The organism is Ruegeria sp. CH11 (assembly GCF_056537105.1).
The window spans coordinates 143,080-158,269 of record NZ_JBQFQX010000001.1; the positions used below are offsets into that span (position 1 = coordinate 143,080).

Below are 15,190 nucleotides of genomic sequence, written 5' to 3' on the forward strand. Positions count from 1 at the left end.
CGCGGTCGACGCAACAGAACATCGCCGACTCGCAAATGCTAGAGAGTGAAAGGCGGTGTGAGAGGGGCTGGGCGAGGGGGTTTTGACCAGCCCCTCTCTTATGTGCGGAGCACGCGTTGAGAAAGGGCCGGATGATCTGCCGTGTGCAGTAAGCCTTGCGCCTTTCAGCATTTGCGGTGAACAATTCTACGAAAGATCGTCAAAAAAGCGGATTTTGGTAGGCCCGGAGGGACTCGAACCCCCAACCAAAGCGTTATGAGCGCTCTGCTCTAACCAATTGAGCTACAGGCCCGCCTGAGCGCCTTGGGTATCACGATCACGCCCCGCGTCAAGCCTGACCGTTGCAACAGTCCGCACAATCGACTAACCCGCGCTCAAAGCATTCTCAGGGGGCCAGTCATGACAGCGGGCAAGAACGGAATCACCTATGCCGATGCGGGCGTGGATATTGACGCGGGGAACGCGCTGGTTGACCGGATCAAACCTGCCGCCAAACGCACAAACCGTCCTGGAGTGATGAGTGGCCTGGGCGGTTTTGGCGCACTGTTCGACCTCAAGGCCGCAGGCTATTCGGACCCGATTCTGGTCGGGGCCACAGATGGGGTCGGTACCAAGCTGCGGATCGCGATTGATACCGGCGTTGTCGATGGAGTCGGTATCGACCTGGTGGCGATGTGCGTCAATGACCTGATCTGTCAGGGGGCCGAGCCACTGTTCTTTCTGGACTATTTCGCCACTGGCAAGCTTGACACCGATACCGCCGCGCGGATCATCGAAGGGATTGCCGAGGGATGTGCGCAATCGGGCTGTGCGCTGATCGGCGGCGAAACGGCAGAAATGCCGGGCATGTATCCTGATGGTGACTTTGACCTGGCCGGATTCTCGGTTGGCGCGATGGAGCGGGGCGCGGCCTTGCCCGACGGAGTGCAGGATGGCGACGTGCTGCTGGGCCTTGCCTCGAACGGGGTGCATTCGAACGGCTATTCGCTGGTGCGCAAACTGGTCGAAATGTCCGGGCTGGGCTGGGATGCGGCGTCGCCCTTTGGTGACGGAACGCTGGGTGAGGCCTTGCTGACGCCGACGCGCCTCTATGTGAAGCCCGCGCTGACGGCGATCCGGGCAGGGGGTGTGCATGCGCTGGCACATATAACCGGCGGTGGTTTGTCCGAAAATCTGCCTCGGGTGTTGCCCGATGCTTTGGGGGCCGAGATAGATCTGAGCGCCTGGACTTTGCCACCCGTATTCGCCTGGATGGCTGAAACCGGCGGTATTGCCGAGGCCGAGATGTTGAAGACCTTCAACTGCGGCATCGGTATGATCGTCGTCTGCGCGGCGGACCGCGCCGACGAGTTGACTGGTCTGCTGTCGGATGCGGGCGAGACCGTCGCGCGCATAGGATCAGTCACGTCTACACCGGGTGTCACCTATTCGGGCCGCCTGCTGTGAGCCACAAACGCGTCGCCATTCTGCTGTCCGGCGGGGGGTCGAACATGGTGGCTCTGGTCGACAGCATGACCGGCGATCACCCGGCGCGGCCCTGTCTGGTGCTGTCCAATGACCCGGATGCGGGGGGGCTAAAAAAGGCTGCTGATCGGGGTATTCCCATCGCTGCCGTAGATCACCGGCCTTTCAAGTGGGATCGTGCCGCGTTTGAGGCCGAGCTTCTGAAACCCCTCGAAGATGCAGAACCTGATATCGTTTGCTTGGCCGGTTTCATGCGGGTTCTGACCGCGGGTTTCGTAACGCGTTTTCAGGGCCGGATGCTGAACATCCACCCGTCACTGTTGCCAAAATACAAGGGGCTCCATACACATGCCCGGGCGATCGAAGCGGGTGATGCCGAGCATGGCTGTACAGTTCACGAGGTCACCGCCGCTTTGGATGATGGCCCCATACTAGGGCAGGCCCGCGTTCCTGTGCAGGCCGGAGATGCGCCGGACACTCTGGCAGCACGGGTGCTGACGCAGGAACACAAGCTGTATCCGGCGGTATTGAAGCGCTTTGCCCTTGGTGACAAGACCCCGGTTCTGCTGCCTTAAAGCTGCGGGGTGATTTACACGCCCCTATTATTCGGCCTATGGTCGCCTCTAACGCTCGGGAAGAGGAAAAACAGACGGGCAGTCACCAATAGACAAGAGCAAGAACAGCACGGCGCATGAGAACCCTGACAACGACGCAAGAGCTGGCCGAATTCTGCGCGGCAGCTTCGCAACATCCCTACGTCACTGTAGATACCGAATTCCTGCGTGAGCGGACGTATTATTCAAAGCTTTGTCTGGTTCAACTGGCTTATCCATCGGATGACGAAAACAGCGCTGTGCTGGTTGATCCGCTGGCTGAAGAACTATCGCTTGATCCGCTATACGAGCTGTTTCGAAATGAAGACGTGGTCAAGGTCTTTCACGCGGCCCGTCAAGACCTCGAAATTTTCTGGGTCGAGGCTGGTGTGTTTCCATCCCCGTTGTTTGACACGCAGGTCGCCGCCATGGTCTGCGGGTTCGGCGAGCAGGTAGGGTATGAAACACTGGTGCGCAAGGTCTGCAAGGAAGGCGTCGACAAGAGTTCACGCTTTACGGACTGGTCGCGGCGCCCTTTGACCGAAGCGCAGAAAACCTATGCGCTGGCGGACGTTACGCATTTGCGGAAGATCTACGAATACCTCGCGGCCGAGCTGGAGAAGACCCGCCGCAGCCATTGGGTCGCCGAGGAGTTGCGCATTCTGACCCGACCCGAAACCTACGACATTCGCCCCGAGGACGCATGGCGGCGGGTCAAAACCCGGACCAACTCGGCCAAGTTCATGGCGGTTGTGCGGGAACTGGCGCAATTCAGAGAATCCTATGCGCAGGAAAACAACGTCCCGCGCAACCGGGTGTTCAAGGATGATGCGCTGATCGAGATGGCCTCGATCAAGCCAAAATCGCCCTCTGATCTGGGTGGGTCGCGCCTGCTGCTGCGTGAGGCGCGCAAAGGTGTGATCGCGGACGGTATTCTGGCTGCGGTCAAACGTGGGGTGAATTGCCCCGCCGACAAGCTGCCCAATATCGACAACAGCCGCGACAAGCTGAAGGTCAACCCGGCACTGGCTGATCTGTTGCGCGTATTGTTGAAGTCGAAAACAGAAAGTTCGGGCGTAGCGGCCAAACTGATCGCAACCAGTGCAGATCTGGATCAAATCGCAGCGGGCGAGCGCGAGTTGCCTGCCATGTCCGGTTGGCGCTTTGAGGTATTTGGCGAGGACGCGCTGAAACTGTGTGACGGTAAGATCGCACTAGCCGCCAAGGGGCAGGTCGTGCGCGTCGTGTCTCTGTAAGGTTGCCTCAGCGGCGGCGTGATTCCAGCGTATTCTGCTGTCCGACCACGCGGACCAGACGTATCCCGTCCAGTTGCTTTCGACTGACACCAACCGCGTCCGACACCATACGAGATCGTGGTGTTCCCTGCGCCGTCGCATAGACCGGGTAGCTCACGCGAAAGGTATATTCCAAAACCCCGTTCTTGGCGTTTTCCTCGCTTTCCACACGAACCAGTCGGGCGTTGAAGGCTCCCTGACGTGTGGCGGTCCCCGAGGCGTAGATGATCGCGCCTGTTGGTGTCGGATTGATCTGCAACTCGTCAACGACCGTGATTGGAATGCTTGTGTCCTCGGCCTCGGGCCGGGAAAACAGCCCTACGCCACCTTCATCACCCTGGTCGGGGAGCAACGCGTTTGCATCATCGGGTGACGGGGGTGCATCGCTGCTAGTACTGCTGCCAAACCAGTTCGTCGGGTTTGCACGCGAATCGCGCCAACTGCTGCAAGCGGAAAGGGCGAGGGCGGAAACCAGAAGAACAGATAGAGTTTTGTGCATGGACCCAACACTTTGCGCAACTTGACTTGCAACGGGTTAACGCAAATTCCGCGGCTTGAAAAGCCACGGCTGGGGCTGGACAGCGGGTAAAGCCCGGCATAGGTCACAATTGTGATCGCGCAATGTAAGGATAAGCCCCGTCATGGCCACACCCGCCTTTGAAGAGATCGTCGAGGATTTCGAATTCCTGGAAGATTGGGAAGACCGCTATCGCCATGTGATCGACCAGGGCAAAGCGATGGCGCCGCTGGATGAGGCGTTCAAAGTACCAGCGACCAAGGTGAATGGCTGTGCCAGTCAGGTATGGCTGCATCCAGTGATCGAAGGTGGAACTTTTCGTTTTGATGGCGACAGCGATGCCCTGATCGTGCGCGGGCTGATCGCCGTGTTGCGGCGCCTTTACAACGGGCTGCCCATTGCTGAGGTCGCCGGAGTGGACGCAGGGGCGGAGCTGGCACGGCTGGGCCTGAACGATCACTTATCGGCCCAACGATCGAACGGATTGCGTGCGATGGTGGAACGTATTCGCGAGGTCGCGCTGGCGCAGGCTTAAACCTGGGGCTCGGTGCGCGTCGCCCAATCTGACAACGTGGTCGCCAGATCGCCATACCCGGTCAACCTGCGCTCAAACGCCAGGCCCATCCGGTCGGCACATTCCTGAGCGCGTCTCGTAAGCTCCGGATTGTCGGTCTGGGCCTGATAAACCAACTTGGTGTAATTGCCGAAATACATGTCGCGCAGCTCGGGGTGCCGATCCAGGCCCAGTGGCTTCCAGACAAAGGCGTCGAACTGGCGCGCCAGAAAATCGGTGAGATAAAAAGCAGTTGTCTCGTCTTCTTGATGGCTGGCAAAGACGTCATTGCCTTCGAAGAATGAATAGCAATGTGGGCCTTTGATCATTTCGACGCCCAACCGTTCACAGGCCTGTTGCAGCAACCCTCCGGTTCCGCAATCCGCATAGACGACAAATATCTTATCGAATTGAGCGCGGTGCTTGGTCACGGCCTCTTCGACTGCCTGAGTGATCTTTTCCGGGTACACATGGAGGATTGCGGGCAGGCAGGTCAGCGACATGTGATCCCAGCCGTTGCGCCTTTTTAGGTCAAGGATTTCGCGCGCCAGCGCGCCACAAGCCAGCAAAAGAATGCGGCCAGGCCGGTTTTGTTCCGTATAACCGTCGGTTGTCAGGCTTGCGTCATCTGGCGGTGTGCTGTGTTGCATGGGTCCGATCCGGCAGGGATTGCCTTATCAAATGCCGATTTCCAGCCGCTGGCAAGCCTGCTACCGACATCCCGTATCAGGCCACCGACGCGTAGGTTTCGTACATACGCAGCGACGGTCTTGCGGTGGGGCCGTAGGCGACAAGCCCGTGGGTTTTCAGTTCGGGGAACAAAGTCAGGACTTCCCGGCGGGTTTCCGCATCCAGGCTGCTCATCCCCAGAACGCCGGGGTGAAAGCTCTCGCTTGGGCAATTTTCGGCCCAGACAAGTTCATGTCGATCGAACAACAGGTGAAAATAGGTCACCAATCCGCCGGGCTGAAGTACGATGTCGCGACCGTTAATCAACTGCTTCGCGGGCGCAAGCGCCTCGGCGTGGCCGGTATGAAGCTCGACCCGCCAGTTCCGGATCAACATCCGGTGCTGCTGAGACACAAGCAGATCGCGCGAATTACCCAATGCACCCGTCTTGAACAGGACCGGGGCAAATGCCCCTTCGGCGCGCACTGTTCGGGATCCAACCCAGCGCAGCGTTTGCAATCCGTTGTCCAGGGTTTTGACCTTGGCGCCCGCTGAGAGATGTTCAACCGGTACCGGGCCTTTGTCCGTATCGATAAGTGTTCCCGTCGTGAAACAGGTGGCGATGTCCCATTCCTGCCGATTGGCAGTCAGACCGGTCGCGGTGTCCGTCAGCACGCTGTTGAGGGTCAGCGACTGGATGCCCCTGTCCTCGAGCGCTGCCTGATCTGCGTTGGCCGAAAACTCCGGTACAAGGAAGGTATTGCCAAATGTATCTTGCGCGATAACCGCCGAGATATCAGCTGTTGTTCCATCGACATAGGTGATCGTAGCATTGTACGCCACGGCTGCGTCGAAGGTCAGATTGAACGTGCCGTTGATCTGGAAAGAGTCGTTCTCGACCGTGTTGTCGTTGTTGTAGGTGCCTCCGGGATTGCCCAGAGGGCTCCACGAAAAGGCGTTGTTCAACAAGGGATCGCCCGGGCCGCCAAAGGTCTGACCAACCAACGCACCGGCGTTTTCTGCCGTTGCATTGCCTTCGGTCGGATCGATCAGGGTAAGGTTGCCGAGAAACAGTACATTAAAGGTCGTGGGCATTGGAATCCTAAACAAACTGGTTAACGCGCAGCCAGCTAACATGCAGCCGAACGGTGTGCAAACCAGCCGTTACCTTATTCCCGTAAGTTTACGTAATCGTGAACAAAAAAGCCGCCCGGTGACGGGCGGCCTTGCCTTGCAATCAGCTGAGTTGATCAGCCTGCCAATTGGTTGTGCTTGCGCGAAACGAAATCCTTGGCCGTCTCCACGGCAACGGCCGCGTCGCGGCAATATGCGTCTGCGCCAATCGCTTTGCCGAACTCTTCGTTCAAAGGCGCGCCGCCAACCAGAACGATATAGTCGTCGCGCAGCCCTTGTTCGACCAACGTGTCGATGACCACCTTCATATAGGGCATCGTCGTGGTCAGCAGGGCCGACATTCCCAGAATGTCAGGCTGTTCGGTTTCCAGCGCCTCAAGATAGTTTTCAACCGGGTTGTTGATGCCGATATCGACGACTTCGAAGCCCGCGCCTTCCATCATCATCGACACAAGGTTCTTGCCGATGTCGTGGATGTCACCTTTGACGGTGCCGATAACCATTTTGCCAACACGCGGCGCTCCGGTTTCTGCCAGCAGTGGTTTGAGGATTGCCATGCCGCCTTTCATCGCGTTCGCGGCCAGCAGAACCTCGGGCACAAACAGAATACCATCGCGGAAATCGTGGCCCACGATAGTCATGCCACCGACCAACGCCTTGGTCAGAATGTCGTAGGGCGTCCATCCGCGTTCCAGCAGGATGTTCACACCTTCTTCGATCTCTTCCTTCAGGCCATCATAGAGATCATCGAACATCTGTTCGACAAGCTCTTCGTCATTGAGTTCCGACAGGACGATGTCTTCTTCATCGGACATGGGGCGATTCCCTGTGCTGAGTGGGCGCGCGGCCCAAAGTGGCATTTTTTCCGTTTTGACCATTTCGTCGCAGGTCTACTTTCACGATTGCGACCTCGGTCGTTCCGGGACCGACGTTTAGAATAGATATTCAAACTTTGCAGTGGAAATATTTGCAAGATTTTTCTGTGCAAGATTCATCTTCCCCTTAGGTTCCCGGCGCTGGCCGAGCTTGCCAAATTTCGCTGCCGCGCCTACAAGAGAGGGATGAGAACAAAGGGGAAACAAATGACCGTTCGGGCAGAAACCCCGGGGCGCGGTGCGGCCTCGAACGAAAGCGGGCGGTTCGAGAGGTTTGCCACCTTTGATGCACCGGACGGTTGGGATCTGGAGGAAGATCTACCGGTTCTGCGTACCGAAGTTCGGGATGAGATTGCCCGCAGCCTGATCACCTATAACAAGTCGCCGGACCTGCCTTTCGATCGCTCAATCAACCCGTATCGGGGGTGTGAGCATGGGTGCATCTATTGCTTCGCGCGACCGACGCATGCCTATCTGGGGATGTCGCCAGGGCTGGACTTTGAAACCCGACTGATCGCCCGGCCCAACGCAGCCGAAATCCTGCGGCGCGAGCTGTCGAAACCGCGCTACAAGGTGGCGACGGTCGCGCTGGGAACCAATACAGACCCGTATCAGCCAATCGAGAAAAATCGCGAAATCACAAGGTCCTGTCTGGAGGTTCTGCAAGAATTTCGCCACCCAGTCGGGATTGTAACCAAAGGTTCGTTGATCGAGCGCGACGTGGATATTCTGGCGCCAATGGCGGAGCAGGGGCTGGTGCGGGTCGGAATTTCGTTGACCACGCTCGATGCAGGTTTGTCGCGACGGATGGAGCCGCGCGCACCATCGCCAAAGCGGCGGCTGCGTATGATCGAACGGCTGACCGGGGCAGGGGTGCCGGTGCGCGTCATGACCTCACCCATCGTTCCCGGATTGACGGATCACGAGGTCGAGCATTTGTTGGAAGCGGGCAAACAGGCGGGTGCGGATGCGGCCAGCTGGATCATGCTGCGCCTACCGCGCGAGGTCTCGGACTTGTGGAAGGCTTGGTTGGCTGAGCATGAACCCGGCCGCGCAGACAAGGTCATGGCGCGTCTGCGCGACATGCATGGCGGCAAGGAATATGATCCGCGTTGGGGCCACCGGATGCGAGGCGAGGGCGAGTATGCCAGTGTCATCGCGCAACGTTTCAAGGCGGCTTGCAAACGGTTGGGTCTGCGCATCAAATCCGCGCCTTTGCGGACTGATCTGTTCAGCGTTCCACCTCAACCCGGAGAACAGATGCGTCTGTTCTGAAATCTGTCAGAAACTTATGCCGATCCCGACGGTATAGCCGTTCACCGTATCGCTGCCGTAATACCGTACCATAAGGCGCGTCGTGGTGACCCAGGGGACCCAGGTATCGGACAGATCGACCTCAATCCCTCCTCCGACCCGTGCAAGCCAGTCGGTCCCGAGGACCAGCGATTGATCACCGATCAGGTAGGAATAGGAAAAGTCACCGACCCAGCGAACCGGACGTCCGAACATGCGCTTGCCCGTAGGAAATCGATAGCGGGTCCATAGAACGGCATTGGCGGCGGTGGATTGAATCAGAAGGTCTTCGTCATCACCGATCGGCCAATATTCAATATGGGTGTACCGAATGCTCATCTCGAATTCGCGGTCATTCGACAACGGGCGCGCATAGTCCAGCGTCAGCGATCCACCAGCGCCGCCGGCCCAAAGACCACCGCTTTTTACAAAGTCGCGCTCGATTCCCAACCGATTGGCAATCACCTGCGTTGCAACCGAGGCGTCCGTCTGCGTGCGTCCAATCGAGATATGGGCCATCGGAGTTATCTTCCACCGCTCCCCCAGATCGAATTGATAGCCTATTCCACCCGTGACCGCCGCACTGGTCCATTTCAGCGGCAATCTGGTCGTCTCACCTGTTCCGGAAAAAAACAGCACCGGATCATAACGCGCATACCCGATGTATCCCTCCAGATAGATCGGAACCCCTTCGGAAAGCCGGAACCCCCCGCCAAGCTGCGCTGATTTAAAGTCATAGTCGCGGTCGCCGGTATTGGACTGCAACGAGATGGCACTGGCGGAATCGTCAGGGATACCGGCAAGCCCCATGACCGCCAGCGACCCGGCGGCATTTTCGCGTTGAATTTTCTCGAACGCTCTTTCCGCGAACCCCTGCGCCAAGGCGGGGCCGGATATCAGCAGGGCGGCCAGAACGGCGGGAACAAAAAGCCGGAACATCATCGCAACATGAGACTAGGATTATGCGGCGACCTTAGGCATCGCATGCCGCAACGGAAAGCACGCTTGGCCTCGGGGCGTAATTTTTGCTTGCGGGGGCAACAATTCGGTAACACCGTCGAAGGTCGCCACAAAAAAAGGCCCCGGACGATCCGGGGCCTTAGTGTTTTGGATAATCTGCGGTTTAGCGGTTTTCGATATCCACATAGTCGCGCTCGGTCTCGCCCAGATAGAGCTGACGCGGACGACCGATCTTGTTCTGCGGATCTGCGATCATTTCTTTCCATTGGCTGACCCAGCCGACAGTCCGAGACAGCGCGAAGATCGGGGTGAACATCGAGGTCGGGAAGCCCATCGCTTCGAGGATGATACCGGAATAGAAATCGACATTTGGGAACAGTTTCTTCTCGGCGAAATACGGATCTTCCAGCGCTTCGCGCTCCAGTTCCTTGGCGACCTGAAGCTTGGGGTTGTTCTCGATTCCCAGCAGATCCAGAACTTCATCCGCTGATTGCTTCATCACCTTGGCGCGCGGGTCAAAGTTCTTATAGACGCGGTGGCCAAAGCCCATCAGGCGGAACGGGTCGTTCTTGTCCTTGGCGCGCGCGATGTATTCGGGGATGCGATCGACGCTGCCGATTTCTTCCAGCATTTCCAGGCAGGCCTGGTTCGCGCCGCCGTGGGCCGGTCCCCAAAGACAAGCGATGCCGGCAGCGATACAGGCGAACGGGTTGGCCCCTGACGACGACGCCAGACGCACGGTCGAGGTCGATGCGTTCTGTTCGTGATCTGCGTGCAGAGTAAAGATGCGGTCCATCGCGCGGCTGAGGATCGGGTTGACCTCATATTCCTCGGCCGGAACGCTAAAGCACATGCGCAGGAAGTTCGACGCATAGTCCAGATCGTTACGCGGATACACGAAGGGCTGACCGGTATGGTACTTGTAAGCCCAGGCCGCGATCGTCGGCATTTTCGCGATCAGGCGGTGCGAAGCGACCTCTCGCTGGCGCGGATCGTGAATATCGGTCGAATCGTGATAGAAGGCCGACATCGCGCCAACGACACCCACCATGATCGCCATCGGGTGCGCGTCGCGACGGAAACCGCGATAGAAATACTGCATTTGTTCGTGCAGCATGGTGTGGCGGGTGATTGTTGTCTCGAACTGCTCCAGATCCTTGGCCGCAGGCAATTCTCCGTAAAGCAGCAGATAGCAGACCTCGAGGAAATGAGACTTTTCGGCCAGCTGATCGATGGGATAACCCCGATGAAGCAGCTCACCTTTGTCGCCGTCGATATAGGTGATCGTGCTGTCGCAACTTGCGGTCGAGGTAAAGCCGGGATCGTAGGTAAAGACACCAGCATCGCCGTATAACTTGCGAATATCGACAACGTCGGGACCAGCGGTTGGCGAATGGATTGGAAGCTCGTATTCCTTGCCGTGGACAGTCAGAGTGGCGGTCTTGTTGCTATCGGTCATTTTGTCCCTTCCTCATTCATCACGCGTCGGATCGCTGTCCGACTTTGCGGGCAACGGCTGCGCAAGGATGCGCAGTCCGGGTGTTAGCGGAGCAGCGTTACCCGATTGTGAAGATCAGGTTGATTCCACTGCATCAGAAAGCCGCGCCAAGGTTTCATCGCGCCCAAGCACAAGCATCATGTCAAAAACCGAAGGTGTCACAGCCCGCCCTGCCAATACAGCCCTTAGTGGCCCTGCCAGTTTGCCGAACTTTACCCCTTTCGCTTCTGCGAACGAATTGAGGGTTTCCTCCAGTCCATTTCGTGACCAGCTAGCATTTTGCAACTGCGGCGTCAATTCGTTCAGTATACCGTCGGATACAGATTCAAGCGCTTTTGCCGCCTTCTCATCAGGGGTTACCGGGCGCTGTGTCAGGACAAAATGTGCTTTTTCAAGCAGTTCTGGAAACGTTCGGGCACGGTCTTTGAGGCAATACATCGCACGTTCCAAATCACTGGATTGTGTTTGACTCAACGCCGCATGCCCGGCAGCCGCCAAATAACCACCAATTTCCTGCCGCAGCGCAGCATCGTCTGAAATCGCAATATGCTGACCGCAGAGATTCTCAAGCTTCTTGAGGTCGAACCGGGCCGGGCTTTTGCCGATTCCGTTCAGATCGAACCATTCCTTTGCTTGCTGATCGGTAAAGAACTCATCGTCACCGTGGCTCCAGCCCAAACGCGCAAGGTAGTTGCGCATTCCGGCGGCGGGATAGCCCATGGCCTGGTATTCCTGCGCGCCCAACGCGCCGTGGCGTTTCGACAGCTTCTTGCCGTCAGGGCCATGGATCAGCGGGATATGCGCCCAGACCGGAACGTCCCAACCCATCGCCTGGTAGATCATCATTTGGCGCGCAGCGTTGTTGAGGTGATCGTCGCCCCGGATCACGTGGGTCGCGCCCATATCGTGATCGTCCACCACAACCGCGAGCATATAAACGGGCGTACCGTCCGAGCGCAGCAAGATCATGTCGTCCAACTGGTCGTTGCGAATGGTGACATCGCCCTGTACCTGGTCGCGGATCACCGTGGTTCCGTCTTGCGGAGCCTTGATACGGATCGCAAACGGCGCATCTGGATGCGTCGCGGGGTCGGCATCGCGCCATGGGCTGCGAAACAGCGTGGATTTCCCCTCGGCCCGGGCCTGTTCGCGGAAAGCAGCGATCTCTTCCTGGGTCGAAAAACACTTGTAAGCCTTGCCCTCTGCCAACAGTTGTCGCGCCACCTCGGCGTGACGTTCAGCGCCTTCGAACTGACTGATGACATCGCCATCGTGATCTAACCCAAGCCATTGCATTCCTTGCAGTATTGCGGCTGTTGCTTCGGGTGTGGACCGTTCGCGATCGGTATCTTCGATCCGCAGCAGGAACTTGCCGCCGCGCCCGCGGGCGTAGAGCCAATTGAACAGCGCGGTGCGCGCGCCGCCGATATGCAGAAAACCTGTTGGCGAAGGGGCGAAACGGGTGACGACCTGGTCGGACATTGTGTTGATTAACCTTTTGGTAACCGCGACGGGCATAGAGTTGAGGCCTGTCTAACGAGCCCGAAGGACGGGGGCAACTATGGGTGTTCTGGCACGGGTCGAGGTCGCGTTGCTGCAACAGCGTGGGCATCTGTTCGTCTGGGCTCCGATTTGCCTCGCAGCAGGCATCGGTCTGTATTTTGGGCTTAGGTTTGAACCCGATGCGATGACATATACGTTCGTGGCTTCGACACTGATTTCCGCAGCGTTTCTGGCCCGAATGCTGAATGCCGCATGGAGTCCACTTGCAGTCGCTCTGGCATTGGTCGCGGTTGGTTTCCTGCTTGCCGGAACCCGGGCGCATTCCGTGGCCGAGCCGGTGCTGAGCTGGCGGTATTATGGCCCGATCGAAGGGCGCGTCGTTGCGCTGGACCGTTCAGCTTCGGACGCGCTGCGGGTGACGCTGGATCATGTGCGGCTGGAAGATATACCAACTGGCGAGCGGCCGTATCGGGTCCGATTGTCCTTGCACGGTGGCGACGCCGAACTGAAGCCTGGCCAACGCATCATGACAACCGGCCATTTGTCTCCACCACAGGGGCCTGTGGAGCCGGGCGGGTTCGATTTTCGCCGCCATGCCTGGTTTCAAGGCCTTGGCGCGGTGGGATACACGCGGGTGCCGGTTCTGACCGCCGCCTCGGCTGAAAGTGGCGCAGATGGTGTGCGTGTCACCAGTTGGCGCATGGCAATCTCGAACCATGTTCGCCGGATTCTGCCCGGCGAGGTCGGAGGGTTTGCCGCCGCTGTCACGACCGGAGATCGCAGCGGCATGCAGCAAGAGACGCTGAACGCGCTACGCGCATCGAATCTGGCGCATTTGCTCGCCATTTCGGGGCTCCATATGGGTTTGCTGACCGGGTTTGTCTTTGCGGCATTTCGGATCGGTCTCTCAGCCATTCCGTCGCTGGCATTACGGTTGCCGGTCCGCAAGATTGCGGCGGTGTTGGCTTTGTTTGCGGCCATGATCTATCTGGCGTTGTCGGGCGGCAACGTGGCGACCGAACGCGCCTTTGTCATGGTATCGGTGATGCTGGGCGCAGTTCTGGTGGATCGCAGGGCGGTATCCTTGCGCGCAGTGGCCTTGGCCGCGGTGATCGTACAGATCTTACGGCCCGAGTCGCTGTTAAGCCCGGGTTTCCAGATGTCCTTCGCGGCAACAACCGCGCTGGTCGCTGTCTTTGGGGCGCTGCGCGATTTCGGACGTTTGCCCGGACCCAAAAGGATGAAGCCGGTGGTTGGTGTTGTTCTGTCCTCGGCCATCGCGGGTCTCGCCACCGCACCGATCGGGGCCGCCCATTTCAACACAATGTCGCACTATGGGTTGATCGCAAACCTGTTGTCCGTTCCGGTCATGGGAACGCTTGTGGTGCCTGCGGCTGTGGTGGCGGCGTTGCTGGCTCCGTTTGGGCTGGACTGGATCGCTCTCAAGGTGATGGGCGTCGGTTTGAGTTGGATTATTATGGTCGCGGATCGGGTGTCGGGGCTGGATGGTGCGCAAGGCTATGTGGTCAGCCCACCGGAATTTCTGCTGCCTGTTCTGGCCCTCAGCTTGCTTTGGATCATTCTATGGCAGGGCCGTGCGCGCTGGGTTGGCCTGATACCGGCCGCGTTGGTTATGACATTCTGGGGGCAGGGGCATCGGCCCGAGGTTCTGGTGGCCGATAGCGGGGGGTTGATCGGTGTCATGACAGAACAGGGTCGTGCCCTGAGCAAAAGCAAGGGCAGCGGTTTTGTCGCCTCGGTCTGGTTGGAAAACGACGGCGACAGTGTGGATCAACCCTTGGCAGCAACGCGCTGGCCCGGTGAGGGCGATCCGGTTAAGAGGTATCTGATCGGCGGTAAGGAAATGGTTCACATTACCGGCAAGCGCGCCGCACAGGGGTTCGACGAGTGCGCGGCGCACCAGATCGTGATCTCTCCGGTCGCTTTGAAACTGACCGGAGATTGCGTGTTCTATGATGCGCAATCGCTTATGAAAACCGGCAGTCTGGCGCTGGACAATGGGCGCATTGTCACAAGCGCTGACATCTCGGGTCAGCGTCTGTGGTCGCCGGGCAGGGTGGATCAGTAACTGCGGATCAGACCAACCAGACGGCCCTGCACCTTGACCTTGTCCTCGGGCAGAACGCGGGTTTCATAAGCGGGGTTGGCAGCCTCAAGCGCAATGGCGTGGCCACGACGGAAGAACCGTTTCAACGTGGCCTCCTGATCTTCGACCAGAGCCACAACAATGTCGCCATTGTCTGCAGCTGAAGTTTCGCGGATCACCACCACATCGCCATCATTGATGCCCGCATCGATCATCGAATCCCCGCGCACTTCGAGCGCGTAGTGTTCGCCCTTGCCCGAAATCATCGACCCGGGCACCGCGACCCGGTGCGAGACATGGCTGATCGCCTCGATCGGGACACCAGCCGCAATGCGACCCATGACGGGCAGTTCCATTGCGTCGACCGTGACGGGTTCGAAATTTGCCGGACGCGGCCCAGTGGGTCTATCGCCTTCGATCACGCGCGGATTGAAGCCCGCTGTCGGCTCACCACCTAAACTTTCGGGCAGTTTGACAATTTCGATGGCGCGGGCGCGATGCGCGAGGCGTCGGATAAAGCCGCGTTCCTCGAGCGCGGTTATCAATCGGTGAATACCAGATTTGGACCTTAGGTCCAAAGCGGCCTTCATTTCATCGAAACTGGGGGGAACACCGTCCGCTTGCACGCGTTTATGGATGAATTCCAGCAAATCCAACTGCTTCTTGGTTAGCATCGCTCACACCTCGTCGCTTATGCGTTTCTTTTTGTTCTACGCATGTTCACGTTTT

General features: G+C 58.5%; 14 protein-coding genes and 1 tRNA gene. 6 read left to right on the forward strand and 9 right to left on the reverse strand.

Going from position 1 to position 15,190, the window contains the following annotated elements:
- Positions 1–215: 215 nt before the first annotated feature.
- Positions 216–292, reverse strand: a tRNA-Ile gene (locus ACR0LX_RS00725).
- 107 nt (positions 293–399) lie between these two features.
- Between ACR0LX_RS00725 and purM the strand changes: the two genes are divergently transcribed.
- The 3 genes from purM to rnd all read left to right on the forward strand — a co-directional run bounded on the left by purM (position 400) and on the right by rnd (position 3,313).
- Positions 400–1,446: a phosphoribosylformylglycinamidine cyclo-ligase gene (gene purM, locus ACR0LX_RS00730; protein ID WP_480782170.1), complete on the forward strand. Its 1,047-nt coding sequence runs from the start codon at positions 400–402 to the stop codon at positions 1,444–1,446.
- Positions 1,443–2,039, forward strand: coding sequence for a phosphoribosylglycinamide formyltransferase (purN, locus tag ACR0LX_RS00735; protein WP_480782171.1), 597 nt, complete (start codon positions 1,443–1,445; stop codon positions 2,037–2,039). The genes purM and purN overlap by 4 nt, the downstream gene beginning before the upstream one ends.
- 116 nt (positions 2,040–2,155) lie before the next feature.
- On the forward strand, positions 2,156–3,313 hold the full coding sequence (gene rnd / locus ACR0LX_RS00740; protein ID WP_480782172.1) for a ribonuclease D: 1,158 nt from the start codon (positions 2,156–2,158) through the stop codon (positions 3,311–3,313).
- Positions 3,314–3,320: 7 nt separating this feature from the next.
- On the opposite strand, the gene ACR0LX_RS00745 is transcribed toward rnd, so the two are convergent.
- Positions 3,321–3,704 (reverse strand): hypothetical protein, encoded by a 384-nt coding sequence (locus ACR0LX_RS00745; protein WP_480570037.1) that lies wholly within the window; start codon positions 3,702–3,704, stop codon positions 3,321–3,323.
- 289 nt (positions 3,705–3,993) lie between these two features.
- Here ACR0LX_RS00745 and ACR0LX_RS00750 point away from each other — a divergent pair, with 289 nt between their 5' ends.
- Complete coding sequence (locus ACR0LX_RS00750) at positions 3,994–4,404, forward strand: SufE family protein (RefSeq protein WP_480782173.1); 411 nt, start codon at positions 3,994–3,996, stop codon at positions 4,402–4,404.
- On the opposite strand, the gene ACR0LX_RS00755 is transcribed toward ACR0LX_RS00750, so the two are convergent.
- From ACR0LX_RS00755 to ACR0LX_RS00765, 3 genes are all read right to left on the reverse strand, one after another.
- On the reverse strand, positions 4,401–5,072 hold the full coding sequence (locus ACR0LX_RS00755; protein WP_480782174.1) for a DUF1638 domain-containing protein: 672 nt from the start codon (positions 5,070–5,072) through the stop codon (positions 4,401–4,403). The genes ACR0LX_RS00750 and ACR0LX_RS00755 overlap by 4 nt on opposite strands.
- Positions 5,073–5,148: 76 nt before the next feature.
- A complete protein-coding gene (locus ACR0LX_RS00760; protein WP_480782175.1) occupies positions 5,149–6,186 on the reverse strand; it encodes a Hint domain-containing protein in 1,038 nt (345 codons plus the stop codon).
- 155 nt (positions 6,187–6,341) lie between these two features.
- Positions 6,342–7,040: a corrinoid protein gene (locus ACR0LX_RS00765; RefSeq protein WP_480570025.1), complete on the reverse strand. Its 699-nt coding sequence runs from the start codon at positions 7,038–7,040 to the stop codon at positions 6,342–6,344.
- A gap of 267 nt (positions 7,041–7,307) precedes the next feature.
- On the opposite strand from ACR0LX_RS00765, the gene ACR0LX_RS00770 reads away from it, so the two are divergent.
- Positions 7,308–8,375: a PA0069 family radical SAM protein gene (locus ACR0LX_RS00770; protein ID WP_480782176.1), complete on the forward strand. Its 1,068-nt coding sequence runs from the start codon at positions 7,308–7,310 to the stop codon at positions 8,373–8,375.
- A gap of 6 nt (positions 8,376–8,381) precedes the next feature.
- On the opposite strand, the gene ACR0LX_RS00775 is transcribed toward ACR0LX_RS00770, so the two are convergent.
- From ACR0LX_RS00775 to gltX, 3 genes are all read right to left on the reverse strand, one after another.
- A complete protein-coding gene (locus ACR0LX_RS00775; RefSeq protein ID WP_480570019.1) occupies positions 8,382–9,332 on the reverse strand; it encodes an autotransporter outer membrane beta-barrel domain-containing protein in 951 nt (316 codons plus the stop codon).
- A gap of 184 nt (positions 9,333–9,516) precedes the next feature.
- A complete protein-coding gene (gltA, locus tag ACR0LX_RS00780; protein ID WP_480570016.1) occupies positions 9,517–10,812 on the reverse strand; it encodes a citrate synthase in 1,296 nt (431 codons plus the stop codon).
- 114 nt (positions 10,813–10,926) lie between these two features.
- Positions 10,927–12,333: a glutamate--tRNA ligase gene (gltX, locus tag ACR0LX_RS00785; protein ID WP_480782177.1), complete on the reverse strand. Its 1,407-nt coding sequence runs from the start codon at positions 12,331–12,333 to the stop codon at positions 10,927–10,929.
- A gap of 79 nt (positions 12,334–12,412) precedes the next feature.
- Here gltX and ACR0LX_RS00790 point away from each other — a divergent pair, with 79 nt between their 5' ends.
- Complete coding sequence (locus tag ACR0LX_RS00790) at positions 12,413–14,443, forward strand: ComEC/Rec2 family competence protein (RefSeq protein ID WP_480782178.1); 2,031 nt, start codon at positions 12,413–12,415, stop codon at positions 14,441–14,443.
- Here the strand turns inward: ACR0LX_RS00790 and lexA are convergent.
- Positions 14,437–15,135: a transcriptional repressor LexA gene (lexA, locus tag ACR0LX_RS00795; protein ID WP_480570008.1), complete on the reverse strand. Its 699-nt coding sequence runs from the start codon at positions 15,133–15,135 to the stop codon at positions 14,437–14,439. The genes ACR0LX_RS00790 and lexA overlap by 7 nt on opposite strands.
- Positions 15,136–15,190: the final 55 nt, after the last annotated feature.

What these genes read in the sequence shown, in the direction of transcription:
- gltA (WP_480570016.1), bottom strand. Translation starts at nt 10,812, where the DNA reads ATGACCGATAGCAACAAGACCGCCACTCTGACTGTCCACGGCAAGGAA.
- ACR0LX_RS00790 (WP_480782178.1), top strand. Translation starts at nt 12,413, where the DNA reads ATGGGTGTTCTGGCACGGGTCGAGGTCGCGTTGCTGCAACAGCGTGGG.
- ACR0LX_RS00770 (WP_480782176.1), top strand. Translation starts at nt 7,308, where the DNA reads ATGACCGTTCGGGCAGAAACCCCGGGGCGCGGTGCGGCCTCGAACGAA.
- ACR0LX_RS00755 (WP_480782174.1), bottom strand. Translation starts at nt 5,072, where the DNA reads ATGCAACACAGCACACCGCCAGATGACGCAAGCCTGACAACCGACGGT.
- ACR0LX_RS00765 (WP_480570025.1), bottom strand. Translation starts at nt 7,040, where the DNA reads ATGTCCGATGAAGAAGACATCGTCCTGTCGGAACTCAATGACGAAGAG.
- gltX (WP_480782177.1), bottom strand. Translation starts at nt 12,333, where the DNA reads ATGTCCGACCAGGTCGTCACCCGTTTCGCCCCTTCGCCAACAGGTTTT.
- ACR0LX_RS00760 (WP_480782175.1), bottom strand. Translation starts at nt 6,186, where the DNA reads ATGCCCACGACCTTTAATGTACTGTTTCTCGGCAACCTTACCCTGATC.
- purM (WP_480782170.1), top strand. Translation starts at nt 400, where the DNA reads ATGACAGCGGGCAAGAACGGAATCACCTATGCCGATGCGGGCGTGGAT.
- ACR0LX_RS00750 (WP_480782173.1), top strand. Translation starts at nt 3,994, where the DNA reads ATGGCCACACCCGCCTTTGAAGAGATCGTCGAGGATTTCGAATTCCTG.
- rnd (WP_480782172.1), top strand. Translation starts at nt 2,156, where the DNA reads ATGAGAACCCTGACAACGACGCAAGAGCTGGCCGAATTCTGCGCGGCA.
- ACR0LX_RS00775 (WP_480570019.1), bottom strand. Translation starts at nt 9,332, where the DNA reads ATGTTCCGGCTTTTTGTTCCCGCCGTTCTGGCCGCCCTGCTGATATCC.
- lexA (WP_480570008.1), bottom strand. Translation starts at nt 15,135, where the DNA reads ATGCTAACCAAGAAGCAGTTGGATTTGCTGGAATTCATCCATAAACGC.